This is a genomic window from Microbacterium sp. 70-16 (genome assembly GCF_001898315.1).
Taxonomy (GTDB): Bacteria; Actinomycetota; Actinomycetes; order Actinomycetales; family Microbacteriaceae; genus Microbacterium.
This window is the reverse complement of the sequence record NZ_MKTQ01000016.1, coordinates 72,112-94,968: the sequence shown is the minus strand read 5'-3', so window position 1 is coordinate 94,968 and position 22,857 is coordinate 72,112. Positions and strand designations below refer to the sequence as shown.

Sequence of the window (22,857 nt, the reverse complement as noted above, 5' to 3'; positions counted from 1 at the left end):
TCACTCTCGCTCATTGTCCGTCGCGTACAGGCCTGGCCGCGCCCGTCGCGGGTAGGCTCGAACGCGACCAACCGACACCGCCCGAGGCGACGCACCCACAAGGAACAGCACTCATGGCACAGGACGCGACGACGCGCACCGAAACCGACTCCCTGGGATCGATGGAGATACCCGCCGACGCTTATTGGGGCATCCACACCGCACGTGCCCTCGAGAACTTCCCGATCTCGATGCGGCCGATCTCGGTCTATCGCGACCTCGTGAACGCGCTCGCGATGGTCAAGCAAGCATCCGCGCGCGCCAACCGCGACATCGGCGTGCTCGACCCGGTGCGCGCCGACCTCATCGACCGCGCGGCGCAGCGGGTCATCGACGGCGAGTTCCACGACCAGTTCATCGTCGGCGTCGTGCAGGGCGGTGCAGGTACGTCGACCAATATGAACGCCAACGAGGTCATCACCAACATCGCGCTGGAGATGTCTGGCCGCGAGAAGGGCGACTACGCCTACCTCTCGCCGATCGACCACACGAATCGGTCGCAGTCGACCAACGACGTGTACCCGACCGCCGTCAAGATCGGGCTGAGTCTCGACCTGGTGTCGATGCTCGAAGAGCTCGACCTGCTGCGCCAGTCGTTCATGAACAAGGCCGTCGAGTTCCACGACATCCTCAAGATCGGCCGCACGCAGTTGCAGGATGCCGTGCCGATGACCCTCGGCCAGGAGTTCCACGGCTTCGCCTCGACGCTCGGCTACGACCACCAGCGGCTCACCGAGAACGCGTACCTGCTGTTCGAGGTCAATATGGGCGCGACGGCGATCGGCACCGGCATCACCACCCACCCCGGGTATGCGGCCGCCGTGCTCGAGCACTTGCGCGAGATCACGGGACTCGACCTCGCCACCGCCCCCGACCTCGTCGAGGCCACGAGCGACACCGGCTCGTTCATGTCGTTCTCGTCGACGCTCAAGCGCAACGCGATCAAGCTGTCGAAGATCGCGAGCGACCTGCGTCTGCTCTCTTCGGGCCCGCAGGCCGGCATCGGCGAGATCAACCTGCCTGCGATGCAGGCGGGCTCCAGCATCATGCCGGGCAAGGTCAACCCCGTCATCCCCGAGGTCGTGAACCAGGTCGCCTTCTCGGTCGCCGGAGCCGATCTGACCGTGACGATGGCCGTCGAGGGCGGGCAGCTGCAGCTGAACGCCTTCGAGCCGATCATCGCGCACTCGATCTTCCAGTCGATCACCTGGATGCGCCGTGCGATGCGCACGTTCCGCCTCAACTGCGTCGACGGCATCACCGCCAACCGCGAGCGCCTCGGCGCGATGGTGGGTTCGTCGGTGGGCGTCGTGACGGCGCTGACCCCGTTCATCGGATACGCGGCGGCGGCCGCCCTCGCCAAGACGGCGCTGCTGACGCACCGGAACGTCGGCGACCTCGTCGTCGAGGCGGGGCTGATGAGTCGCGCCGAGGTCGACAAGCAGCTGTCGCCGGCGCGGCTGTCGGGGCTTGAAGCGATCACGCAGGCCATCCCGATCATCCAGCCGGCCGAGAACCTCGTCGACCTCTGACGGCGTGCCGATCCTGGCGTGCGGACGGCCGGGCCGGTAGCGTCGTTGGGCCGGGACCCCGGCGCGATAGCACTCCAGGAGGCCGACATGACCGACCCCAACACGCCTGCGCCCGACGCCTCGCAGCCGACACCGCCGCCGCCCGCCTACGGCGAGTACGCACCGACGACCCCGCCGGCGGCGACCCCGCCCGCCTACGAACAGCCGGCATACCAGCAGCCCGCGTACAGTGCCGCACCCGCCTACGACGCCTCGGCCGGCTACGCCGCCGCGCCCGGTGCCCCGGTTCCGGGCAAGACGCTGGGGATCGTCGCGCTTGTCCTCGCGATCGTCCCGATCGGGTTGCAGTTGGTCGGACTCATCCTCGGCATCGTCGCGCTCGTCCAGTCGAAGAAGGCCGGCAAGAAGAACGGCATCGCGCTGGCCGCGATCATCGTCAGCTCGGTGCTGATCGTCATCGGCATCATCGTTGCGATCGCCATCGGGGCGTGGCTCGCGACGTCCGGCGCCGACCTCGTGAATCAGGTCAACGCCTGTCTCGACGACCCGACTGGCACGATCGTCTATCAGGGCATCACGATGTCGTGCGAAGAGGTGCTGAGCAACTCCGGTCGCTGATCTTCTCGACGGCGGCGAGAGGCGCGGGTCCTGCGGGCCCGCGCCTCTCGCGTTCGCGTCAGCCGATGATGCGGCAGTGCGTGGTGAGCTCGCCGATGCCGTCGACGCCGACCGTCACGCTCGAGCGGTCGCGCAGGAAGATCTGCGGGTCGCGCGAGTAGCCTGCGCCGCCCGGGCTGCCGGTCGAGATCAACGTGCCCGGCAGCAGGGTCGCAGACTGCGAGAGGTGCGAGACAAGGGTCGCGACCGAGCGGATCATCTGACCGGTCGAGGCATCCTGCACCGTCTGCCCGTCGACGACGGCCCAGATGTGCAGATCCTGTGGGTCCGGGATCTCGTCGGCGGTGACGACGAACGGGCCGTTGGGTGTGAACCCGTCGAACGACTTGCAGCGCGACCACTGCGCTTCGGAAAACTGGATGTCGCGCGCCGTGATGTCGTTGACGACCGTGTACCCCCACACGTGCGACAGGGCGTCCGATGCCGGCACGTCCTTGGCGGGGCGGCCGATGACGACACCGAGTTCGGCCTCGTAGTCGACCGATTCGCTCAGTGACCGCGGCCACGACGTCGTCGCCTCGTGCGACGAGAGCGAATTCGGCCACAGCACGAAGACGGTCGGCGCCGCGTCGGCCTTCAGTCCCAGCTCACTCGAGTGCGCCGAATAGTTGAGCCCGATCGCCAGCACGACCGGCGGTTCATCGACGGCCGGGCCGTACGCGAGGCCATCGAGCGGGATGCCTTCGGCGCCCGCCGCGGCACTCCGCACCCTATCGAGCAGTTCGTCGCCGCCGTCGATGAGCGCCTGCAGGCGGCACGGGGCACCCGCGAACAGGCCGGCCACCGGAACCGCCGCGCCGTTCTGGATCACGGCCAGTTCAGGTTCGGCCGACTCTGGCAGGCGAACGTGGGCGAAGCGCATCCCCTCAGGCTAGTGCGTGCCGGTCGGGGGCGACCCCTAGGCTGAACGATATGAGCCACCTGCCCCCGCTGGCCGGGCCGACTCAGGCCGCACCGGGCCCGATCACGGCGGCCCCGGCACCGCCGCAGCCACTCGCCGTGCCTACGCCGCCGCGGCGCGGCCGTTCGGCGCCGATCTGGCTGTTCGCCGTGCTCATCGTGCTGCTCGTGGGCCTGGTCGCGTACGTGCTGACCTACCTCGGCGTCGTCGCGTCGGGCATCGGTATGGTGCTCGCGCTGATCCCGCTCGCCGGAGTGCTGCTGGCCGTGCGCATCGCCGACCGCTGGGAGCCCGAGCCGACCTCGCTCGTCGTGCTCGCCGTCGCGTGGGGTGCGATCGCCGCCGTCGCTATCGCGCTCGGCGTCGACATCCTGTTGGATGCCGTGGTGCCGAGCCCTCCCGACGATCCCGTGCGCGACGCTTTGTCGTCGGTCATCCAAGCGCCGCTGATCGAGGAGTTCGCCAAGGGCCTCGGTGTCTTCCTCATCTTCGTCTTCGCGCGGCGCGCGTTCGACGGACCCGTCGACGGCGTCGTCTACGGCGCGCTCGTCGGAGCCGGGTTCGCCTTCACCGAGAACATCCTCTACTTCGCGACGAGCCTCATCGAGAGCGGTGTTCCCGACACGGCGTTCACGTTCCTGCTCCGGGGCATCCTCTCGCCGTTCGCGCACGTCATGTTCACCGCCGTCACCGGCTACGCCATCGGACGCGCCGCGCGCGACGGCGCCGGGCCCGCCGCCGCGGCGGGTGCGGGGCTGCTCGGCTATCTCGGTGCCGTCGCGCTGCACGCGCTGTGGAACGGGTCGGCCATGTTCTCGGACTTCTTCCACCTGTACGTGACGCTGCAGGTGCCGCTGTTCATCGCCTTCATCGTCGGGTTCATCGCCCTGCGTCGCGAAGAAGCGCGGCTGACGCGAGAACGGCTGGGGGAGTACGCCGCCGCGGGCTGGTTCACACCCACCGAGGTCGACCTGCTCTCGACCGGAGCCGGCCGTCGCCGGGCGATCGCGTGGGCGCGGACGCTGCCCGGCGACCGCTCGCGGCAGATGCGCTCGTACATCGCCGAGGCCACGGCGCTCGCCGCCGCGCGGCAGCGCGTGCGCACCGGGCGCGACCCGCAGGCGGCGCGCGACGAGCAGATCTACCTGGCCCGCGCGACCGCCGCGCGCGCTGCGCTGCTGGGTCACCACCCTTGACACCCGGCGCGACCCCCGGCACCATTGGCAGAACAGACCAGCTCAGCGCTCGGGAGTCACGCAGGCATCGCCGCGGCACCGAGCGCTGAGTTTTTGAGTCGGGCCGGATCAATGCGCGCGCAGCGCGCGTTGATGCGGCCGCGACTCAAGGTTGAGCAGCCGCCGCAGGCGGCTGTCGAAACCTCAGCGCTCGGCAACGCGGCCGAACCGCATTCAGCGGCCGTTCATATGTGCCGCAGAGCATCCTCCAGGCATCCGTGCTTGGATGGATGCCATGAGTGAAGAGCGCACCAAGCCTGAGTTCGACGCCCCCAGCGGCCCCGCGCCGTCCGAGCTCGTCATCCGCGACATCATCGTGGGCGACGGCGCCGAGGCGAAGCCCGGCGACAACGTCACCGTGCACTACGCGGGTGTCGAGTTCGAGTCCGGCGAGGAGTTCGACTCGTCGTGGGGACGCGGAGAGTCGATCCAGTTCCCGCTGCGCGGCCTGATCCAGGGCTGGCAGGACGGCATCCCGGGGATGAAGGTCGGCGGCCGCCGCGAGCTGGTCATCCCGCCGCACCTGGCCTACGGCCCCGCGGGTGGTCACTTCCTCGGCGGAAAGACCCTCATCTTCATCATCGACCTGCTCGCGGTCGGCTGATTCACCGAGATTTATTTGTATTCGTTGGAATAGATGGTCTGCGGAGGCGTTTCACCTCCGCAGACCATCTTCCGTTTTGAAGGGCAAGACATGACCGACTCCACCACCGCCATCGAGATCCCCGGCTACAAGGCGGGCACCTGGGTGCTCGACCCCTCGCACAGCGAGGTCACCTTCTCCGTCCGTCACATGATGATCTCGAAGGTGCGCGGCGTCTTCGGACTCAAGAGCGCGACGATCGAGGCTCCGGCCAACCCGCTTGAGGCCAAGGTCACGGCCTCGGCCGACGCCGCCTCGGTCGACACGAAGGACGAGGGTCGCGACACGCACCTGCGTTCGGCTGACTTCTTCGACGTCGAGCAGTTCCCGACGATCGACTTCGCCTCGACCGGCGTCCGCTACGAGGGCGGCGACTTCCTCGTCGACGGTGACCTGACGCTGCACGGCATCACCAAGCCTGTCACCTTCGAGCTCGAGTTCGGCGGCTTCGGCGTCGACCCGTGGGGCAACTACAAGGCCGGCGCGACGGCCAAGACGGTCGTGAACCGTGAGGACTTCGGCCTCACCTGGAACGCGGCGCTCGAGACCGGCGGCGTGCTCGTCGGCAAGGACGTCACCATCACGCTGGACCTGCAGGGTTCGCTGCAGGCCTGATCGTCTGGCCCTCGAGCATGTCGAGGGGCTTTGAGCTTGGCCCGCGAGCATGTCGGGAGGGGCCGCAAGAGGGCGGATGCCATGGCATCCGCCCTCTTCAGCGTCTGCGCCTACTCGTCGACCTCGACGCGCTTGATGCGCGAGGTGTGGCCGCGCAGGATCGTGACGTCGCGCTTGCGCACGCCGAAGTGCTGCGCCAGCGCCGCGATGACGCCGTCGTTGGCGGCGCCGTCGACCGCGCGCTCGCGCACGTAGACGATGAGACCCTCGGCATCCGTCTCGACAAGCGGGCCCTTGCGGCTGCCAGGCTTGACGCGGACGGTGTACTGCACGCGTCGAGCCTAATGTGGCCCCCGAGCCTGTCGAAGTGGCCCCCGAGTCTGTCGAGGTGGCCCCCGAGCCTGTCGAGGGGCTGGTAGACTCTTCAGGTTGCCGTTGGATCGGCCGCGGATAAAGAGAGCCCACGCATCAGGCGTCGGGCGCCGCGCAGCAAAGAGGAAGGGGATCACCTATGGCACTGGAAGCAGACGTCAAGAAGGCGATCATTGAAGAGTACGCGACGCACCCCGGTGACACCGGATCCCCCGAGGTGCAGGTCGCGATGCTGACGCAGCGCATCAAGGACCTCACCGAGCACCTCAAGGAGCACAAGCACGACCACCACTCGCGTCGTGGTCTGTTCCTGCTCGTCGGTCAGCGCCGTCGCCTGCTGGGTTACCTGCAGGAAGTCGACATCAACCGTTACCGCTCGCTCATCGAGCGCCTCGGTCTTCGCCGATAAAGCACCGCTGCCAGCGTTCAATCGCGCAGAACATTCTTGGAGAGCCGCCCCACGGTGTGGGGCGGCTCTCGCTTTGTCTGCGGCGTCACCCTCGGCGCCGCGTCCCCCCCGCATAGACCGCGAGACTGCAACGGTGCACCGAGACTGCACGTGTGGTGTGCTGTCTCGGTGCACCACTGAAGTCTCGCGGGTGGGGTGTCTCGCGGGCCGCGGGGCCACCTCGATCGCTCGCCCCGAGATAGGTGGCGCGAGTGACCCCCTCGCCTCGGCTGAGGGGCGCAGTTGCGCCCACCATTCTGCAGGCAACAGAAATGGATGCCCCGAATGAGGGGGTCATCCTGGTTGAGGGGCGCAGATGCGCCATCATTTCCCTGCGGCGGACCCTCGCCCCGGGCCGCACACCTCATCGCGGGCGGCGCGAGCCGGTGGGGTCGGAGCGGTGGCCCTCGCGGCGGGCGAGGGTCGGGTCGGCGAACAGCCAGTTCGGCCGGGGCTCTACGAGCTGCCGGAACACCCAGCGCACGGGCTTGGTCGCGAGCGCGAGTGCGATCACCAGTGAGAACACGATCACGGCGGGCAGCCACAGCCAGGTCGGCTCGGCGTGGCGCAGGATCCCCGTCTCGCGGAACGGGTACAGCACGAACGAGTGCAGCAGGTAGACGTACATCGTGTACTGGCCGAAGTGGGTCCACCAGTGCGTGCCGCGGGGGATCAACGCGAAGAAGGCGATGCTCAGCACGAGCGCGATCGCCATCAGGGCCAGGCGCACGGCGCCCGACCACCACGGGCCGCCGAGGTCGGCGTAGCTCTCGTCGTAGAACAGCCACTCACGCAGGTTCATCGCTCGCCAGGCATCCACGAAGTACCAGGCGAGGAACCCCACGACGGCGAACAGGGCGAGCGCGCCCGCGCGCGTCCACCAGCGGCGCCGGCGCAGCAGATCGAACCGCGCGACGATGTCGTGGTGCGCGAGCCACCACCCGAGGGTGAAGAACGGCAGCAGACCGAGGGTGCGCGACAGTGACAGCGTCGAGTCGATGTTCGTCCAGTAGCCCGCCGCGATCGAGATGACGACCGTCCAGGCGAGCGGCCACCGCAGCAGCGACAGATACGGCAGCACGAGGCGGAAGATCGCGAGCGCGAGCAGGAACCACAGCGTCCACGACGGCTGTGTGATGTCGGGGTTCGCGCGGCCCTCGACGATCCACTTCGTGAGGGTCCACAGTGTCTCGAAGATCACGTACGGCACGACGATGTCGGTGACCACGCGCGCCATCTGGCGGCGCGAGGGCGAGTCAGACTTCGAGAAGTACCCCGAGATGATCGCGAACGCCGGCATGTGGAAGGCGTAGATGACCAGGTACAGCCCGAGTGCGATGTCGCTGTCGTAGGTGAGCCGCTGCACGGCGTGCCCGAGGACGACGAGCATGATGCACGCGAACCGCGCGTTGTCCCACAGCGGCACCCGACGCTTCGCCGTCGGGACCGCGCCGGTGCGCCTCGCGGCGTGCTGCTCATCCATCGGCCGCCACCTTACCCGCAGGCCGCTGCGACCGCGCATGTATCGCCGCGCGCCCGACCTGCCTCTTCCTCGGCGAAGGACGCTCCTTCACCATCGAGACTGGGGGTCATCGATATGTTCCACACCACTCGCCGCCGGCATGGGAAGCCGCTGGCCATCGCCGCCGTCACCGCGGCACTCGTTCTCGCACCTGTCGCGGCCTTCGCCGATGACGGTGGCGTGACGGATGCCACGTCCGAGCCGTCCGCCGCAGCGGTCGCGCCCGACCCGGGGGTCACCGAGACACCGACGACGCCTGCACCGGAGCCCGCACCGGCGGCCGATCCGGCACCGGCGGCCGATCCGGCACCGGCGGCAGAGCCGGCACCGGCGGCAGAGCCCGCGCCAGCAGCAGAACCCGCGCCGGCAGCCGCAGCCGCGCCTGAGTCCGCGCCGGGAGCCGAGCCCGCCGCGGATCCCGCGCCCGCCGCTGCAGAGCCGACCGTCGATCCCGCACCCGCCGCAGCAACCGCCGCAGAACCAGAGCCCGCCGCAGAACCAGCGCCCGCCCCGACGGTCGTCGTCGCGGAACCCGGGGCGACCGCCGAGGACGTGCTCGCGGAACCGGTCAGCGAGCCGACTGTCACGCTGTTCGCGGCGGAGTCGGCGGAGCCTGCGGCGATCGAAGCGGCGGCGCTGCCTGCGCCCGGCGACCCGTGTGCGCCCGCGGTCTGCATCGACAACGGCACGATCCTGCTGGCGGTCAACCCCACCGGCGAGCTCAACACCGTCGACGGGACGGGCTCGGCCGCCGGCCCCGGCGACGCCGGCCTCGAGTTCCTGCCGACCGGCAACGACTCGACCTCGCCCGGATGCCTCTGCGAAGGCTGGGGTGTCGCCGATCCCGCGACAGGGATCTGGGGTGGAGCCAACGTCGATGACGGTCTGGGTGGGCGCAATCTCGAGGTCGAGTCGTTCGAGTACACGGGTTCCACGGCGACGTCGGTGGTGCTCGTGCGCGACGATGCCGGGGCGCCGTACTTCCGGGTCACGCACGCCTATGTTCCGGCTGCGGAGACGCCCAACCTCTACCAGGTGAACGTCACGATCGAGAACCTCAGCGGCGACACGATCGCCACCGTCCAGTACCGGCGCGTGATGGACTGGGACGTCGAGCCGACGGCTTTCAGCGAGTACGTCACGATCGATCGGGGTACGGCGAGCGCGATCACCTACACGAGCGACGACGGATTCGCGAGCTCGAACCCCCTGTCGGGGCCGTCGCACATCATGTTCGAGGGTGAGGCCGTCGATTCCGGTCCCAACGACCACGGCGCGCTGTTCGACTTCTCGTTCGGGTCTCTCGCGGCGGGCGAGTCCCTGTCGTTCATCATCTTCTATGGTGGCGCGGCATCGCAGACCGAGGCCGAGACGGCGCTGGCTGCGGTCGGCGCGGAGGCCTACTCGTTCGGGCAGACCTCGACCGACCCCGTGGGCGGAACGCCGAACACGTTCATCTTCGCCTTCGGCAAGGTCGGCGGCACACCGATCTTCACGCCCGTCGTCGATCCGGAGCCTGTCGTTCCGGCCGAGCCGGTCGTGGAGCCCGCGGTCGTGGTGGCGGCTCCGGTCGTGGCCGCACCCGCCGCCACCCAGCCCCGCCTGGCTGTCACCGGTGGCACCGCGCAGGCGGCGCAGCTCCCGCTCGTGGCGGGCCTGCTCGCCCTCGCGCTGGGCGCCGCGGCTGTCGTCGGGGTGAAGGTCCGCCGGGCGCACTGACGGTATGACCTGTCAGCGGGGGTGGACGCCGAGGCATCCGCCCCCGCTTCGTGCGTATTTCCACCCGCGTCGGGAATACTCGGAAACGAGCCGCGTTCTACTCGGTACATTCACTTGAATAGAATGGATGCCGAGGCATCCGAGGAGCGGAGCAGGACGTGAGCGAGGACAATGTGAGCGAGATCACCAGCGGGGTGCAGGCACAGATGCAGTTCGGCATCTTCACGGTCAGTGACATCACGCAGGATCCGACGACCGGTCACACGCCGAGCGAGGCTGAGCGCATCCGCGCGACGGTGGAGATCGCGAAGCACGCGGAGGAGGTCGGCCTCGACGTCTTCGCGCTCGGCGAGCACCACAACCCGCCGTTCTGGTCGTCCTCACCGACGACGACGCTCGCCTACATCGCGGCGCAGACCGAGCGCCTCATCGTGTCGACGGCGACGACGCTCATCACGACGAATGACCCGGTGAAGATCGCCGAGGACTACGCGATGCTGCAGCACCTGTCGGGCGGGCGGATGGACCTCATGCTCGGCCGCGGCAACACGGGCCCCGTCTACCCGTGGTTCGGCAAGGACATCCGCCAGGGCCTGCCCCTGTCGATCGAGAACTACGCGCTGCTGCACCAGCTGTGGCGTGAGGACGTCGTCGACTGGGAGGGCAAGTTCCGCACGCCTCTGCAGGGCTTCACCGCGACCCCGCGCCCGCTCGACGGCGTTGCGCCGTTCGTGTGGCACGGCTCGATCCGCACGCCCGAGATCGCCGAGCAGGCCGCGTACTACGGCGACGGCTTCTTCGCGAACAACATCTTCTGGCCCGCCGAGCACTACCAGCGCCTCATCGGCCTGTACCGCCAGCGCTGGGAGCACTACGGCCACGGCGCGCCCGAGACGGCGATCGTCGGCCTCGGCGGTCAGGCGTTCATGGCGAAGAATTCGCAGGATGCCGTGGCGCAGTTCCGCCCGTACTTCGACAACGCGCCCGTCTACGGCCACGGTCCGAGCCTCGAGGACTTCAGCGAGATGACCCCGCTGACCGTCGGCTCGCCGCAGCAGGTCATCGACCGCTACGCGGGCATGCGCGAGATCTTCGGCGACTACCAGCGTCAGCTGTTCCTGATGGATCACGCGGGCCTGCCGCTGAAGACCGTGCTCGAGCAGCTGGACTTCCTCGGTGGCGAGGTCGTGCCGGTGCTGCGTCGTGAGTTCGCGACGAACCGTCCGAGCAATGTTCCGGATGCCCCGACGCACGCCGGTCTCGTGAAGGCGACCTACGGTGACGGCCCGTCGCGGCAGGCGACGCCGCGGGCGAACCGCGGCGACAACCTGTCGGGTCCGTCCCCGTACGCCGACGCTCCGGCGCCGGCCGGTGCCGCGTTCGGTGCGGCTGCGACGGGTGGTGCACGATGAGCGCGCGCCGCATCGCCGTCGTGTCGGCGGGACTGTCGAACCCCTCGTCGACGCGCATGCTCGCCGACCGCCTCGCGGCGGCGACGGTGACCGCCCTTCGACAGGCTCAGGGACCAGACTCCCAGCCCATCGAGGCCACGGTCGACACGATCGAACTGCGCGACCTCGCGCACGACATCACGAACAACCTGCTGACGGGCTTCGCCCCGCCCGCGCTCGAGTCGGCGATCAACACGGTCGTCTCGGCCGACGCGCTGATCGTCGTGACGCCGATCTTCTCGACGAGCTATTCGGGACTGTTCAAGTCGTTCATCGACGTGCTCGACCCGGATGCCCTGACCGGCAAGCCCGTCCTGATCGGCGCCAACGCCGGCACGGCCCGGCACTCGCTCGCGATCGACTACGCGATCCGCCCGCTGTTCGCCTACCTGCACGCCGACGCGATGTCGACGGGCGTGTTCGCGGCATCCAGCGACTGGGGCTCGTCGGCCGATCAGGTCGCGCCGCTGTCGGCCCGCGTCGAGAAGGGCGCGCGCGAACTCGCCGAGGCCATCGCGCGCCGCGAGCCGGCCGGTGCCGCCGACCCGTTCGACCCCGACAGCTACCTCGGCCAGGGCCGCTCGTTCGGTCACCTGCTGGGCGGACTCGCGGGGGAGTGACCGCGCGCGAGCGCGGCTGGCGATGCCCGGCCGCGCTCAGCGCTGTGCGAGACATCCCGCGCGCACGAGGTCGGCGAACACCGCGAACGGTGCCGCCGCGAGCTCGGCCGGAGTGCCCTCAGCCTCGGGGTGCCACTGCACCGCGACGATCGGCAGGGTCTCGTGCTCGACCGCCTCGACCACGCCGTCGGTCGCGGTCGCGGTCGCGATGAGCCCCTCGCCGAGGTCGCGGATCGCCTGGTGATGCCCTGAGGCGACGGCGATCTCATCCGCGGGCAGGTCGCCGCGCAGCCGCGATCCGGGCGCAACGGCGACGGGATGCCACGTCCATTCGAGCTCGCCGCAGCCGTCGTCACCGGGCGTGTGCAACACGTCGGATGCCGCGAGATCCTCCACGAGCGTGCCGCCGAACGAGACATTGAGCACCTGCAGTCCGCGGCAGACGCCGAGGATCGGCAGTCCTGCAGCGACTGCGGCAGCGGCGATGTCGAGATCGAGGTCGTCCTGCGCGGGATTCACGTCGTAGCAGGCCGCGGCCGTGTCGCCGCCGTAACGGGCGGGGTCGACGTCGCCGCCGCCGGGCAGGACGAGTCCGTCGAATCCGGTCAGGTCGGCATCCCGCACCACGACGACGTCGAGGTCTTCGGCGCGGACGAGCGCAGCCACATCGTCGAAGATGGCGTTGGCAAGGCCCACGCGGGCGTCGGCTCCGTCGGCGTCGGAGAGGCGGGCGGGCATGGCGATGCGGGGGAGTCGGGTCACCGATCCATTCTCGCCGACGGCGGCACCGGCGGCCGCGCGCGAGCGCCTGCGGACCCTCGCGACGATGAGGTCGACCGTGAACCCGAGCAGCAGTGCCACGCCGATCGACACGAGCACTGCGGCGACCGTGCCGCCGGGAATGAGCGCGGCGACGGCTGCGCCGACGAGCGCCTGATAGATGGCCCACGCCGTCGCAGCCGCGGCCACGAGCGGCAGGTAGCGCAGCAGTGACATCCGCGACGACCCGGCGACGAGGTTCACCGCGAGGCGGGCGAACGGAATGAACCGAGCCGTGAACATGAGCGACCCGCCGCGGCGATCCAGAGCCGCGTGCGCCCACGTGAACGCGTCCTGCACGCGGCGCGCGCGCATCCACCGCCAACGCTGGATGCCGATCGCGCGGCCCACCACGTAGCAGGCGATATCGCCCGTCGCGGCCGCGAGAGCCGCGACGGCGATGACCGCGAAGAGCGAGGGTGATCCGGTCGACACCGCGAGGGCGCCGAAGGTGGTGACAGCCGCCTCGCCGGGGATGACGACGAGGAACGCGTCGCCGACGACGAGAGCGGCCATGATGGGCAGCGCCCAGGGGCTCGCCGCGAGCAGCGCAAGCCAGTCGTCGGTCATCCTCTGTGGATACCAGGAAACGGTGAATCGGCGGCAAACGAATGCCGTGAGAGTGACGCTCAGGTGACCGATGGACGAGCACTTGTCGAAGACTCGTCGCTGAGGGCCGTTGCGCGCCGTTCGGCGCCCGCGCAGCCGGGACCCTGGACACATGAGAGTCGCGTTCGTCGCAGAGTCGTTCCTGCCACACATGAACGGAGTCACCGGCTCCGTTCTGCAGTCCGTGCGTCACCTCACCGAGAGTGGCCACGAGACCCTCGTCATCGCGCCGGAGGCCACCCTCGCGCCACGTCCCGGCGCCGCCGCCCACGACAGCGCCCACGGCGACGTCGTGCGGCTGCCGTCGGTGCCGCTGCCCGGCTACACGCAGGTGCGGCTCGCGATGGCCCGTGACGGGCACGTCACCGACATCCTGCGCGACTTCGCCCCTGACGTCGTGCACCTGGCTTCCCCCTTCTTCCTCGGCTGGCGCGGGCTGACGGCCGCCGAGAACCTCGGCATCCCGACCGTCGCGGTCTACCAGACCGACGTCATCGCCTACATGCGCCGCTACGGGGTGCCGCAGGCGACGCGGCTCACGGCCGCGCACGTCGCGCGGCTGCACCGCCGGGCGACGCTCACCCTCGCGCCGTCGTCGACGGCGCAGCGTCAGTTACACGCCCTCGGCGTCGACCGCGTACGCATGTGGGGCAGGGGCGTCGACACCGAGCGGTTCGCGCCCGAGCGCCGCAGCGACGCGTGGCGCGGGTGGGTCGCACCCGGCAAGGTCATCGTCGGCTACGTCGGGCGTCTGGCCCCCGAGAAGCAGGTCGAGGATCTGCGCGCGCTGCGTGACATCCCCGGCATCCAGGTCGTGATCGTCGGCGACGGACCCTCTCGCGCGCGAGTGCAGCGGTACCTGCCGGATGCCGTGTTCCTCGGCCACCTCTCCGGCCGAGAACTGGCGCAGGCCGTCGCGAGCTTCGACGTCTTCGTGCACCCGGGGGAGAGCGAGACGTTCGGCCAGACGCTGCAGGAGGCGCACGCGAGCGGCGTGCCCGTCGTCGCGACCGGCGCCGGCGGCCCCGTCGACCTCGTGCGGTCGAGCATCGATGGCTGGCTGTACACGCCGGGCGACCTGGGCGACCTGCGCGCACGCGTGCAGGACCTCGCCGGTGACGAGAGCAAGCGCCGTGCGTTCGGCCTCGCCGCGCGCGAGCGCGTCGGCGAGCGCACGTGGCCCGCGCTCGTGGGACGCCTGAGGGAGCACTACGACGAGGCGATCGCGCTGCAGGCTGCCGGTGTGACGGCGCCGCGGGCGCGCGGCGTCGCAGGCGTTGCGACCGCGGCATCCACGCCCGTGGATGCGCCCGTGCCCACCGCGCCCGCACCGCGGACGTGGCGCAGCGTCGTCGCGCTCGGCGACTCGATCACGGAGGGGCTGTGCGACACCTCGCGCATGCCCGAGGGCGAGTACCGCGGCTGGGCGGACCGCCTCGCGACGCTGCTCGCGCAGCGGTCGACGCAGCCGCTGCGGTACGCGAACCTCGCGGTGCGCAGCCGGCGCGTGCAGCACATGTGCGACGAGCAGATCCCCTGGGCACTCGAGATGCGCCCCGACCTGGTCACGGTCCTCATCGGCGCCAACGACCTCGTCTCTGCGCGCCCCGACGTGCGACGCCTCGGCGCGCAGGTCGGCGACGCCGTCGCGCGCCTGCGGGCGCAGGGATCGGACGTGCTGCTCTTGACGCCGTTCCTGCCGCGCCGTCGCGCGTCTGCGCCGCTCGCGCGGCGGTTCGCCCGGTTCAGTGACGAGCTGCGCAGCGTCGCGGCCGCGCACGGTGCGATCTTCCTGCAGCTCGACGCGACCGACGACATCGGTGAACTGGGCAACTGGGCGCACGACAAGGTGCACCTCTCGTCGCGCGGCCACCGTCTGCTCGCGTACCGGGCCGCCGAAGCGCTCGGCGTGCCGGATGCCGAGACCGTCGGCGAGCTCGACGCGGCGCTGCACTCGCACGAGGTCCGCGAGGCGGCCCGTGTCGACGACCGCGACGAAGATCGCCCCGTCACCGGCAGCTGGCTCGTGCGCGACGCGCTGCCGTGGGCGTGGCGGCGGGTGCGTGGCCGCACCGCCGGCGACGGCATCGTCGCGAAGCACTCGGACTACATCGAGATCCCCGGTCGCGGCTCGTCGCGCTCGCGCGTGCGTCAGAGCTGAGTCGACTGCGCGCGCTCGATCGCGTCGGCGGCGCGCACGAGCGCGAGGTGCGACAGCGCCTGCGGTGTGTTCCCGGCCTGGCGCCCCGCTGTGACGTCGAACTCCTCGGAGAGCAGGCCGACGTCGTTGCTCACGTCGCACGCGCGCGCCATGAGCGCCCGGGCGTCGCCGAGTCGACCTGTCGCCGCGTACTGCTCGACGAGCCAGAACGAGCACGCCAGGAACGGGTTGTCGACCCCCGACAGGCCGTCGACACCCGACTCGGAGCGATAGCGCAGCACGAGTCCGTCCGGCATGAGCGTCCGCTCGATCTCCGCGACGGTCGCGAGCATGCGCGGGTCATCCGGCGCGCAGAACCCGACCGTCGGCAGCAGCAGCAGCGAGGCATCCACGGCATCTGTACCCGGATGCTGCACGAAGTGGCCCCGCGCTGACACGCCGTCGGCATCGATCTCGCGGCGCACGGCATCGCGGATGCCTTCCCAGTGCGCCGCGGGGCCGGTGACCCCGTGCTCGCGCACCGATCGCACACCGCGGTCGAACGCCGTCCACACCATCGCGCGCGAATGCGTGAACATGCGCGGCTCGCCGCGGGTCTCCCAGATGCCGCGATCGGGCTCGGGCAGGCGCTCCTCGGCGTGCCGCAGCAGCGCACGCTCGAGCGGCCATGACAGCGCGGCCTCGGCCGTCCCGGCATCCCGTGCCGCGAACAGTGCCGCCAGCACCTCGCCGATGACATCGGCCTGATACTGCGCGGCCGCGCCGTTGCCGATGCGCACCGGCCGCGCACCCTGATAGCCCGGCAGGTGCCCCAGCTCGCGTTCGGGCAGGTCGCGCTCGCCGCCGATGCCGTACACGATCTGCAGCTGCCGCGGATCTCCTGCGATCGCGCGCAGCAGCCACTGCCGCCAGTGGTCGACCGCATGCGCGAATCCGTGCGAGAGCAGCACGTCGATCGTCAGCGACGCGTCGCGCAGCCACACGAAGCGGTAATCCCAGTTGCGCTCGCCGCCGAAATCCTCCGGCAGCGACGTCGTCGCCGCCGCGATGATGCCGCCCGTGTCGTGATCGGTCAGCGCGCGCAGCGTCAGCAGCGACCGCACGACCGCGTCGCGGTGCACGTCGTGCGTCGTGATGTGCGCCGCCCAGCTGCGCCACCACCGGTCAGAGGCCTTCAGCGCGGCATCCACGTCGAGCGCATCGGGGGCGGGCCGGTGCGACGGATGCCACGTGAGCACGAGGTCTTGCTGCTCGCCGGCCGCGACGGTGAGCGTGCCGCGGTGGACGTGATCTTCCGCGCGCAGCGTGCCGCCGCGGATCACGACGGCGTCCGGCCCCGCGATCGCGGTCAACTCGGGAGCGGCGTGCGTGCCGGTCTGGCGCACCCAGGGGACGGCCCGCGCGTAGTCGAAGCGCAGGCGCACCTCCTGCGCGAACATCACCTCGCCCGTGACACCGACGACGCGGCGCACGAGATCGACGCGGTGGATGACGTCCATCCGTTCCGGATTCACGGGCAGACTGTCGTGCACCTCCGCGACGCCCGACGCCGTCTGCCAGCGGGTGATCAGCGTAAAGGTGTCACCGTCGTAGCGTCGCGAGCACGTGGCATCCGCGTCGGTCGGACGCAGCAACCAGTGGCCGTCTTCGGCACCGCCGACGAGCGCGGCGAACACCGACGCCGAATCGAACCGCGGCAGGCACAGCCAGTCGATCGACCCCTGCCGCGACACGAGTGCGGCGGTGCGCCCGCTGCTGAGCAGGGCGTAGTCCTCGATGACGTCCGGCACGTCGGCGCGCGCTCAGCCGCTCTTGCGGCGGAACTCGCGCTTGGTGACGGCGCCGTGCGTGCCGTGCACCGCCGAGTCTCCGTCGAGGTGCGCCTCGCCGCCGCGGTGCTGCGCGTTCTTCTTGTCGAGCGCCTCCTTGAATTTGCGCTTCATCTCTGCGGCGGACTGGTCGTCGGTACTCATGCCTCCACCATACGCAGGCCAGGGCCTGGCTGATAGGCTGGTGCAGGTTGTCGTGGATCTTCCGCGGCATCCGGAGCAGGCCGGCAGGAAGCTGGTCCCCTGTGGTGGGTTCCCGTCTCGCACGGTGACTTTCGACTGGTGACCAGCGCTGACCGCGACATCGTCGCGCATCTGGATCTGCCTGCGCTTGCTCCTTCGCAAGACTCTCGGTCGCCACACGGGCGCCGAGACTAAACAAAGAAGGAGAGACCTCTTGGAAGGTCCTGAAATCACCGCTGCGGAAGCCGTTCTCGACAACGGCCGCTTCGGCACCCGCACCATCCGCTTCGAGACCGGACGCCTCGCGCAGCAGGCGCAGGGTTCGGTCGCCGCCTACCTCGACGAGGAGACGATGCTGCTGTCGGCCACGAGCGCCGGCAAGCACCCTCGCGAGGGCTTCGACTTCTTCCCGCTGACCGTCGACGTCGAAGAGCGTTCGTACGCGGCGGGCAAGATCCCCGGTTCGTTCTTCCGTCGTGAGGGTCGCCCCTCGACCGAGGCGATCCTCGTCTGCCGTCTGATCGACCGCCCGCTGCGCCCGTCGTTCGTCGACGGTCTGCGCAACGAGGTCCAGATCGTCGTCACCGTCCTGAGCATCGCTCCGGGCGAGTTCTACGACGCGCTGGCGATCAACGCGGCATCGCTGTCGACGCAGATCTCCGGTCTGCCGTTCTCCGGCCCGATCGCCGGTGTCCGCCTCGCGCTCATCCCGGGCCACGGCGAGCACGCCGACCAGTGGGTCGCGTTCCCGACCGCCGCACAGGTCGAGGGGGCCGTCTTCGACCTCATGGTCGCCGGTCGCGTCCTCGAGGACGGCGACGTCGCGATCATGATGGTCGAGGCCGAAGCCACCGAGAACAGCTGGAACCTCATCAAGGGCGGCGCCGTCAAGCCGTCCGAGGAGATCGTCGCGCAGGGCCTCGAGGCCGCCAAGCCCTTCATCAAGGAGCTCGTCGCGGCGCAGAATGTCGTGGCGAACACCGCCGCGAAGGAGATCCAGCCGTACCCGGTCTTCCCCGCCTACGCGCAGCAGACCTACGACTTCGTCGCCGGTCGCGCGTACGACCGCCTCGTGCCGGTGTACCAGATCGCCGACAAGGTCGAGCGTCAGAACGCCGACGACGCCGTCAAGGACGACGTCAAGGCGCAGCTGGCCGCCGCGATCGAGGCGGGGGAGCTCCCGGCATCCGCTGCCGCCGAGTTCTCTGCCGCATACAAGTCGGTCACGAAGGTCATCGTCCGCGGACGCATCCTCACCGAGGGTGTGCGCATCGACGGCCGCGGCCTGGCGGACATCCGTCCGCTGGATGCCGAGGTCCAGGTGATCCCCCGCGTGCACGGCTCGGCGATCTTCCAGCGCGGTGAGACCCAGATCCTGGGCGTCACGACGCTGAACATGCTCAAGATGGAGCAGCAGATCGACTCGCTGTCGCCCACGACGAGCAAGCGCTACATGCACCACTACAACTTCCCGCCGTACTCGACCGGTGAGACCGGCCGTGTCGGCAGCCCGAAGCGTCGCGAGATCGGGCACGGCTTCCTCGCCGAGCGCGCCCTCGTGCCGGTGCTGCCCTCGCGCGAGGAGTTCCCGTACGCGATCCGCCAGGTCTCGGAGGCTCTCGGCTCGAACGGCTCGACGTCGATGGGCTCGGTCTGCGCCTCGACCCTGTCGCTGCTGAACGCGGGTGTGCCGCTGCGCGCCCCCGTCGCCGGCATTGCGATGGGCCTGGTCTCCGACCAGGTCGACGGCCAGACGCGCTACGCCGCGCTGACCGACATCCTGGGCGCCGAGGACGCGCTCGGCGACATGGACTTCAAGGTCGCCGGTACGAGCGAGTTCATCACCGCGATCCAGCTCGACACGAAGCTCGACGGCATCCCGTCGTCGGTGCTGTCGGCGGCCCTCACGCAGGCGAAGGAAGCCCGCACGACGATCCTCGCCGTGCTGAACGCCGCGATCGACAGCCCCGACGAGATGGCGCCGACGGCTCCGCGCGTGATCAGCGTGCAGATCCCCGTCGACAAGATCGGCGAGCTGATCGGCCCCAAGGGCAAGACGATCAACGCGATCCAGGACGAGACCGGCGCGCAGATCTCCATCGAGGAGGACGGCACCGTCTACATCGGCGCGATCGACGGCCCCTCGGCCGAGGCTGCGCGTGCGCAGGTCAACGCGATCGCGAACCCGACGAACCCGGAGGTCGGCGAGCAGTTCCTCGGAACCGTCGTCAAGATCGCCACGTTCGGCGCGTTCGTCTCGCTGCTGCCCGGCAAGGACGGCCTGCTGCACGTCAGTGAGGTCCGCAAGCTCGCCGGTGGCAAGCGCGTCGAGAACGTCGAGGACGTCCTCGGTGTCGGCCAGAAGATCCTCGTGCGCATCACGAAGATCGACGACCGCGGCAAGCTGTCGCTCGAGCCCGTGCTCGAAGAGGCCGCTGCGGACGACGCCGCGGCTGAGGCTCCCGCCGAGGCCTGATCTCGTCAAAGACCGGATGCCCGTCCCTCCCGCCGCGGAGGGGCGGGCATCCGTTCTTTACACCCCTTGTCCCCCGTTCGGGGGACATTTCTGCGCCGCGACGAGGGTGTATGTCAAAGCGTTATCGAATGTTTACCGCTGCTTTGCCTCATTCCCCGGTTCTGTCGGAGGCCTGGCCTACCCTCGGTACTACGGCATCGGGGGATGCTGACGAACCGGCAGCCTCCACCGCACATCGCGAAGGGGGTGGGTATGGGATTCTTCGGCGTAGGAACCACGCCTTCCTCACCGCGCCCCGACTCCGCCGCGAACGACGTCCGCACGGCTGTGACGACCGCGACGGGGCCGCTCGTGCACCCGTCCGCCCCGATCCCCGTGCAGGGCGCGCCGGTCGGCGCTGCCGTGCGCGTTCCGCTGGGTGAGACCGGCCTGCGCGTCTTCCCGCTCGTCCTGGGCGGCGCCGAGTTCGGCTGGCACGTCGATCTGACGGCCGCGCACGCGATTCTGGATGCCTACCTCGAGCGCGGCGGCAACGCGCTGAACACGTCCGACGGGTACTCCGCGGGGCGCAGCGAGTACATCATCGGCGAGTGGATGGCGCGCCGTGGCATCCGCGATTCCTTGGTCCTGGGCGTCCGTGTGGGCACCAACATCGATCACCCCGGTCTCGGGTCGGTCAACCTCATCCGTTCCGTCGAGGCGTCGCTGACGCGGCTGCAGACCGACCGCATCGACGTCCTGTACCTCGACGCGACGACCGATACGCAGGCATCCCTCGAAGACTCGCTCGCGACGGCCGAGTGGCTCGTCGAGGCCGGCAAGGTGCGTGCGCTGGGTGCGTTCGGGTACTCCGCCGCGCAGCTGGTCGAGGCGCGCATCCTGGCATCCGCCGGTTACCCGCGCCTGACGGTGTTGGACGTCCCCTACAACGTGCTGCGGCGTAGCGAGTTCGACGACGACCTGCGCCTGGTCGCCGGGGCACAGGGCATCGCCGTCACGCCGTCGCAGGCGCTCGAGCACGGCTACCTCGCCGGCATCCACCGGTCGCGCTCGCAGGTCGCCGCGTCGGTGCGCGGGTCGCAGCTGGCAGCCGCGATGAACCGCCGCGGCACGCGCACGCTGCGGGCCCTCGACCGGATCGGCGCAGAGCTGTCGATCCCCACCTCTGCGGTCGCGATCGCGTGGCTGCTGGCGCAGCGCACCGTCGTCGCGCCGATTGTGAACGCCTTCGCCGTGCAGCACGTGGAAGAGCTCATGCAGGGCGTCGGTGTGAGCCTCAGCCGCGCACAACTGGCCGAGATCGCCAAGGCCTCGCAGTAGTCGTCGCGCAGGCTTACCGTCGGCCTGCGGTCGTCATCACGTCGGCGTGCTGACGTAGGGTGGAAGAGAGCCCCGGCCCGCGGCGAGATGAGTGATCAGTGACGCATTATCTGTACCTTGTGCGCCACGGCGAGCACATGGACGCGGAGCACGGGCTCGAGGACGGGCCGTTGTCGTCGCGCGGTCGGCGTCAGGCGGAGCTCCTGGCTGATCGCCTGTCGGGCGTGCCGCTGGATGTCGTCTGGCACTCGCCCCTCGAGCGCGCCGCCGAGACCGCGCGCGCTGTCGCCGAACGACTGCCGGCCGTGACGCCGGAGCCGTCGTCGCTGCTGTTCGACTGCATCCCGACGGGTCCTGTCGCGGGGATGCCGTCGGTGTACGAGGCGTTCTTCGGGGCGGTCACCGAGGCCGACATCGATGCGGGGCGGGCGCAGATGTCCGACGCCGTCTCGGAGTTCCTGGTGCGCAAGAACGACGCGCACGAGCTGCTCATCACGCACAATTTCGTGATCGGCTGGTTCGTGCGCGAGGTGCTGGATGCCCCGGAGTGGCGCTGGATGACGATCAACCAGGCACACTGCGGCCTGACCGTGCTCGCGCAGCGACCGGGCCGGCCGTGGGTGCTCGTGTCGCACAACGACCTCTCGCACCTGCCGATGGAGCTGCGCACGGGCCTGCCCGAGACGCCGCCGGTCTGAGCGCCGTGGTCCAGCCTTCTGCCGAGGTGACGCTGACGGTCGAGGATGTCGATGCGCTGCTCGCCGCGCAGCATCCACACCTGCGCGGTCCGCTACGCCTGGTCGCGAACGGGTGGGACAACGAGGTATTCCGCCTCGGCGACCACCTGGCCGTCCGGCTGCCGCGAAGGGAGGTCGCGGCCGAACTCATCGAGAACGAGCAGCGGTGGCTGCCCGAGCTTGCGCCGCATCTGCCGGTGCCGGTGCCGACCGCGGTCGCGCTGGGTGTGCCGAGTCGTGACTACCCGTGGCATTGGAGCGTCGTGCCCTGGTTCGAGGGCATTTCTGCTGCCGATGCACCCGACCAGGTGCGGGACGGGTTCGCCCCGCAGGTGGCTGACTTCCTGTCGGCGCTGCACGTGGCATCCCCGGTTGAGGCGCCGCACAATCCTGTGCGCGGAGTTCCTCTGCGCGTGCGCGACGACGCCGTGCGTGAACGCGTGGCGGGGATGCCTGCGTTGCAGGCGATCTGGGAAGACGCGCTCGCCGCGCCGGAGTGGACGCGGCCGCCGGTCTGGGTGCACGGCGACGTGCACGTGGGGAACCTTGTCGTGAACGAGTGCGGTGCGCTGTCTGCCGTGATCGATTTCGGCGACCTGTGCGGAGGAGACCCCGCGTGCGACCTGGCGATCGCGTGGACGGGCTTCACCGCGGCCGGGCGCGCGGCCTTCCGCGCGCGTTTGGGTGCTCGCTATGACGAGGCCACGTGGCGCCGCGCGCGCGGCTGGGCCGTCGCGATGGCGACCCTCGTGCGTGGCGATCCCGCGCTGCGCGCCATGTCGGCGCACGCTCTCACGCAGCTCGCGGGGGACTGACGCGGCGCGCGGCGCGGCGCGGCGCGCGGAGGGCGCACGCTAACTGCAAGGCCGCGCGGCGCGACACGCCGTGCGGAGGCATCCTGCACCGGCGTGTCGCGCACGATCCCTTGCAGTTGGCTCCGACGGCCTC

20 protein-coding genes are annotated in these 22,857 nt (G+C 70.1%); 14 read left to right on the top strand and 6 right to left on the bottom strand.

Features of this window, described 5'->3' with window-relative positions; translation table 11 throughout:
* Positions 1-113 precede the first annotated feature (113 nt).
* Together BGO46_RS08400 and BGO46_RS08395 are read left to right on the top strand one after the other, a co-directional pair.
* Entirely contained in the window at positions 114-1,571 is a 1,458-nt protein-coding gene (locus tag BGO46_RS08400; RefSeq protein ID WP_292679215.1) for an aspartate ammonia-lyase, read from the top strand.
* A gap of 87 nt (positions 1,572-1,658) precedes the next feature.
* Positions 1,659-2,189 (top strand): DUF4190 domain-containing protein, encoded by a 531-nt coding sequence (locus BGO46_RS08395; protein ID WP_292679218.1) that lies wholly within the window; start codon positions 1,659-1,661, stop codon positions 2,187-2,189.
* A 58-nt stretch (positions 2,190-2,247) separates the two neighbouring features.
* Here BGO46_RS08395 and BGO46_RS08390 read toward each other — a convergent pair whose 3' ends face one another.
* The gene (locus BGO46_RS08390) at positions 2,248-3,111 is read right to left on the bottom strand and encodes a fumarylacetoacetate hydrolase family protein (protein WP_292679220.1); all 864 of its coding nucleotides are present in this window, start codon (positions 3,109-3,111) and stop codon (positions 2,248-2,250) included.
* A gap of 50 nt (positions 3,112-3,161) precedes the next feature.
* Here BGO46_RS08390 and BGO46_RS08385 point away from each other — a divergent pair, with 50 nt between their 5' ends.
* The 3 genes from BGO46_RS08385 (at position 3,162) to BGO46_RS08375 (ending at position 5,643) form a co-directional block, all read left to right on the top strand.
* Complete coding sequence (locus BGO46_RS08385) at positions 3,162-4,346, top strand: PrsW family intramembrane metalloprotease (RefSeq protein WP_292679223.1); 1,185 nt, start codon at positions 3,162-3,164, stop codon at positions 4,344-4,346.
* A 274-nt stretch (positions 4,347-4,620) separates the two neighbouring features.
* Positions 4,621-4,989, top strand: coding sequence for an FKBP-type peptidyl-prolyl cis-trans isomerase (locus tag BGO46_RS08380; RefSeq protein ID WP_292679226.1), 369 nt, complete (start codon positions 4,621-4,623; stop codon positions 4,987-4,989).
* Between the two features lie 90 nt (positions 4,990-5,079).
* Positions 5,080-5,643, top strand: coding sequence for a YceI family protein (locus BGO46_RS08375; RefSeq protein ID WP_292679229.1), 564 nt, complete (start codon positions 5,080-5,082; stop codon positions 5,641-5,643).
* A 110-nt stretch (positions 5,644-5,753) separates the two neighbouring features.
* On the opposite strand, the gene BGO46_RS08370 is transcribed toward BGO46_RS08375, so the two are convergent.
* The gene (locus BGO46_RS08370; protein ID WP_292679231.1) at positions 5,754-5,975 is read right to left on the bottom strand and encodes a DUF167 domain-containing protein; all 222 of its coding nucleotides are present in this window, start codon (positions 5,973-5,975) and stop codon (positions 5,754-5,756) included.
* A gap of 179 nt (positions 5,976-6,154) precedes the next feature.
* On the opposite strand from BGO46_RS08370, the gene rpsO reads away from it, so the two are divergent.
* A complete protein-coding gene (rpsO, locus tag BGO46_RS08365) occupies positions 6,155-6,424 on the top strand; it encodes a 30S ribosomal protein S15 (RefSeq protein WP_262872903.1) in 270 nt (89 codons plus the stop codon).
* A 403-nt stretch (positions 6,425-6,827) separates the two neighbouring features.
* Here rpsO and BGO46_RS08360 read toward each other — a convergent pair whose 3' ends face one another.
* Positions 6,828-7,946, bottom strand: coding sequence for an acyltransferase family protein (locus tag BGO46_RS08360; protein ID WP_292678708.1), 1,119 nt, complete (start codon positions 7,944-7,946; stop codon positions 6,828-6,830).
* A 114-nt stretch (positions 7,947-8,060) separates the two neighbouring features.
* Between BGO46_RS08360 and BGO46_RS08355 the strand changes: the two genes are divergently transcribed.
* The 3 genes from BGO46_RS08355 (at position 8,061) to BGO46_RS08345 (ending at position 11,775) form a co-directional block, all read left to right on the top strand.
* Positions 8,061-9,704 (top strand): hypothetical protein, encoded by a 1,644-nt coding sequence (locus BGO46_RS08355; RefSeq protein WP_292678704.1) that lies wholly within the window; start codon positions 8,061-8,063, stop codon positions 9,702-9,704.
* A gap of 206 nt (positions 9,705-9,910) precedes the next feature.
* On the top strand, positions 9,911-11,116 hold the full coding sequence (locus BGO46_RS08350) for an LLM class flavin-dependent oxidoreductase (RefSeq protein ID WP_292897147.1): 1,206 nt from the start codon (positions 9,911-9,913) through the stop codon (positions 11,114-11,116).
* A complete protein-coding gene (locus tag BGO46_RS08345) occupies positions 11,113-11,775 on the top strand; it encodes an FMN reductase (RefSeq protein ID WP_292678701.1) in 663 nt (220 codons plus the stop codon). The genes BGO46_RS08350 and BGO46_RS08345 overlap by 4 nt, the downstream gene beginning before the upstream one ends.
* Positions 11,776-11,811: 36 nt before the next feature.
* On the opposite strand, the gene BGO46_RS08340 is transcribed toward BGO46_RS08345, so the two are convergent.
* A complete protein-coding gene (locus tag BGO46_RS08340) occupies positions 11,812-13,164 on the bottom strand; it encodes a gamma-glutamyl-gamma-aminobutyrate hydrolase family protein (protein ID WP_292678698.1) in 1,353 nt (450 codons plus the stop codon).
* Positions 13,165-13,315: 151 nt separating this feature from the next.
* Between BGO46_RS08340 and BGO46_RS08335 the strand changes: the two genes are divergently transcribed.
* Positions 13,316-15,364 (top strand): GDSL-type esterase/lipase family protein, encoded by a 2,049-nt coding sequence (locus BGO46_RS08335; RefSeq protein ID WP_292678694.1) that lies wholly within the window; start codon positions 13,316-13,318, stop codon positions 15,362-15,364.
* On the opposite strand, the gene BGO46_RS08330 is transcribed toward BGO46_RS08335, so the two are convergent.
* Both BGO46_RS08330 and BGO46_RS08325 read right to left on the bottom strand, forming a co-directional pair.
* Positions 15,355-17,154, bottom strand: a complete 1,800-nt coding sequence (locus BGO46_RS08330) for a glycoside hydrolase family 15 protein (RefSeq protein WP_292678691.1) — start codon at positions 17,152-17,154, stop codon at positions 15,355-15,357. The two genes, BGO46_RS08335 and BGO46_RS08330, sit on opposite strands and share 10 nt — an antisense overlap.
* Positions 17,155-17,166: 12 nt before the next feature.
* Positions 17,167-17,337 carry a DUF5302 domain-containing protein gene (locus tag BGO46_RS08325; RefSeq protein ID WP_292678689.1) on the bottom strand — a complete coding sequence of 57 codons (171 nt, stop codon included), beginning with the start codon at positions 17,335-17,337 and terminating at the stop codon, positions 17,167-17,169.
* Positions 17,338-17,590: 253 nt separating this feature from the next.
* Here BGO46_RS08325 and BGO46_RS08320 point away from each other — a divergent pair, with 253 nt between their 5' ends.
* The 4 genes from BGO46_RS08320 to BGO46_RS08305 all read left to right on the top strand — a co-directional run bounded on the left by BGO46_RS08320 (position 17,591) and on the right by BGO46_RS08305 (position 22,724).
* Entirely contained in the window at positions 17,591-19,852 is a 2,262-nt protein-coding gene (locus BGO46_RS08320) for a polyribonucleotide nucleotidyltransferase (RefSeq protein ID WP_292897137.1), read from the top strand.
* Positions 19,853-20,104: 252 nt separating this feature from the next.
* Positions 20,105-21,172 carry an aldo/keto reductase gene (locus BGO46_RS08315; protein ID WP_292678686.1) on the top strand — a complete coding sequence of 356 codons (1,068 nt, stop codon included), beginning with the start codon at positions 20,105-20,107 and terminating at the stop codon, positions 21,170-21,172.
* 98 nt (positions 21,173-21,270) lie between these two features.
* Positions 21,271-21,870, top strand: a complete 600-nt coding sequence (locus BGO46_RS08310; protein ID WP_292678682.1) for a histidine phosphatase family protein — start codon at positions 21,271-21,273, stop codon at positions 21,868-21,870.
* Positions 21,871-21,875: 5 nt separating this feature from the next.
* Positions 21,876-22,724: an aminoglycoside phosphotransferase family protein gene (locus BGO46_RS08305; RefSeq protein WP_292678679.1), complete on the top strand. Its 849-nt coding sequence runs from the start codon at positions 21,876-21,878 to the stop codon at positions 22,722-22,724.
* Positions 22,725-22,857: the final 133 nt, after the last annotated feature.

Coding starts and splice junctions, on each gene's coding strand:
- BGO46_RS08400 (WP_292679215.1), top strand. CDS start 114: ATGGCACAGGACGCGACGACGCGCACCGAAACCGACTCCCTGGGATCG.
- BGO46_RS08395 (WP_292679218.1), top strand. CDS start 1,659: ATGACCGACCCCAACACGCCTGCGCCCGACGCCTCGCAGCCGACACCG.
- BGO46_RS08390 (WP_292679220.1), bottom strand. CDS start 3,111: ATGCGCTTCGCCCACGTTCGCCTGCCAGAGTCGGCCGAACCTGAACTG.
- BGO46_RS08385 (WP_292679223.1), top strand. CDS start 3,162: ATGAGCCACCTGCCCCCGCTGGCCGGGCCGACTCAGGCCGCACCGGGC.
- BGO46_RS08380 (WP_292679226.1), top strand. CDS start 4,621: ATGAGTGAAGAGCGCACCAAGCCTGAGTTCGACGCCCCCAGCGGCCCC.
- BGO46_RS08375 (WP_292679229.1), top strand. CDS start 5,080: ATGACCGACTCCACCACCGCCATCGAGATCCCCGGCTACAAGGCGGGC.
- rpsO (WP_262872903.1), top strand. CDS start 6,155: ATGGCACTGGAAGCAGACGTCAAGAAGGCGATCATTGAAGAGTACGCG.
- BGO46_RS08360 (WP_292678708.1), bottom strand. CDS start 7,946: ATGGATGAGCAGCACGCCGCGAGGCGCACCGGCGCGGTCCCGACGGCG.
- BGO46_RS08355 (WP_292678704.1), top strand. CDS start 8,061: ATGTTCCACACCACTCGCCGCCGGCATGGGAAGCCGCTGGCCATCGCC.
- BGO46_RS08350 (WP_292897147.1), top strand. CDS start 9,911: ATGCAGTTCGGCATCTTCACGGTCAGTGACATCACGCAGGATCCGACG.
- BGO46_RS08345 (WP_292678701.1), top strand. CDS start 11,113: ATGAGCGCGCGCCGCATCGCCGTCGTGTCGGCGGGACTGTCGAACCCC.
- BGO46_RS08340 (WP_292678698.1), bottom strand. CDS start 13,164: ATGACCGACGACTGGCTTGCGCTGCTCGCGGCGAGCCCCTGGGCGCTG.
- BGO46_RS08335 (WP_292678694.1), top strand. CDS start 13,316: ATGAGAGTCGCGTTCGTCGCAGAGTCGTTCCTGCCACACATGAACGGA.
- BGO46_RS08325 (WP_292678689.1), bottom strand. CDS start 17,337: ATGAGTACCGACGACCAGTCCGCCGCAGAGATGAAGCGCAAATTCAAG.
- BGO46_RS08315 (WP_292678686.1), top strand. CDS start 20,105: ATGGGATTCTTCGGCGTAGGAACCACGCCTTCCTCACCGCGCCCCGAC.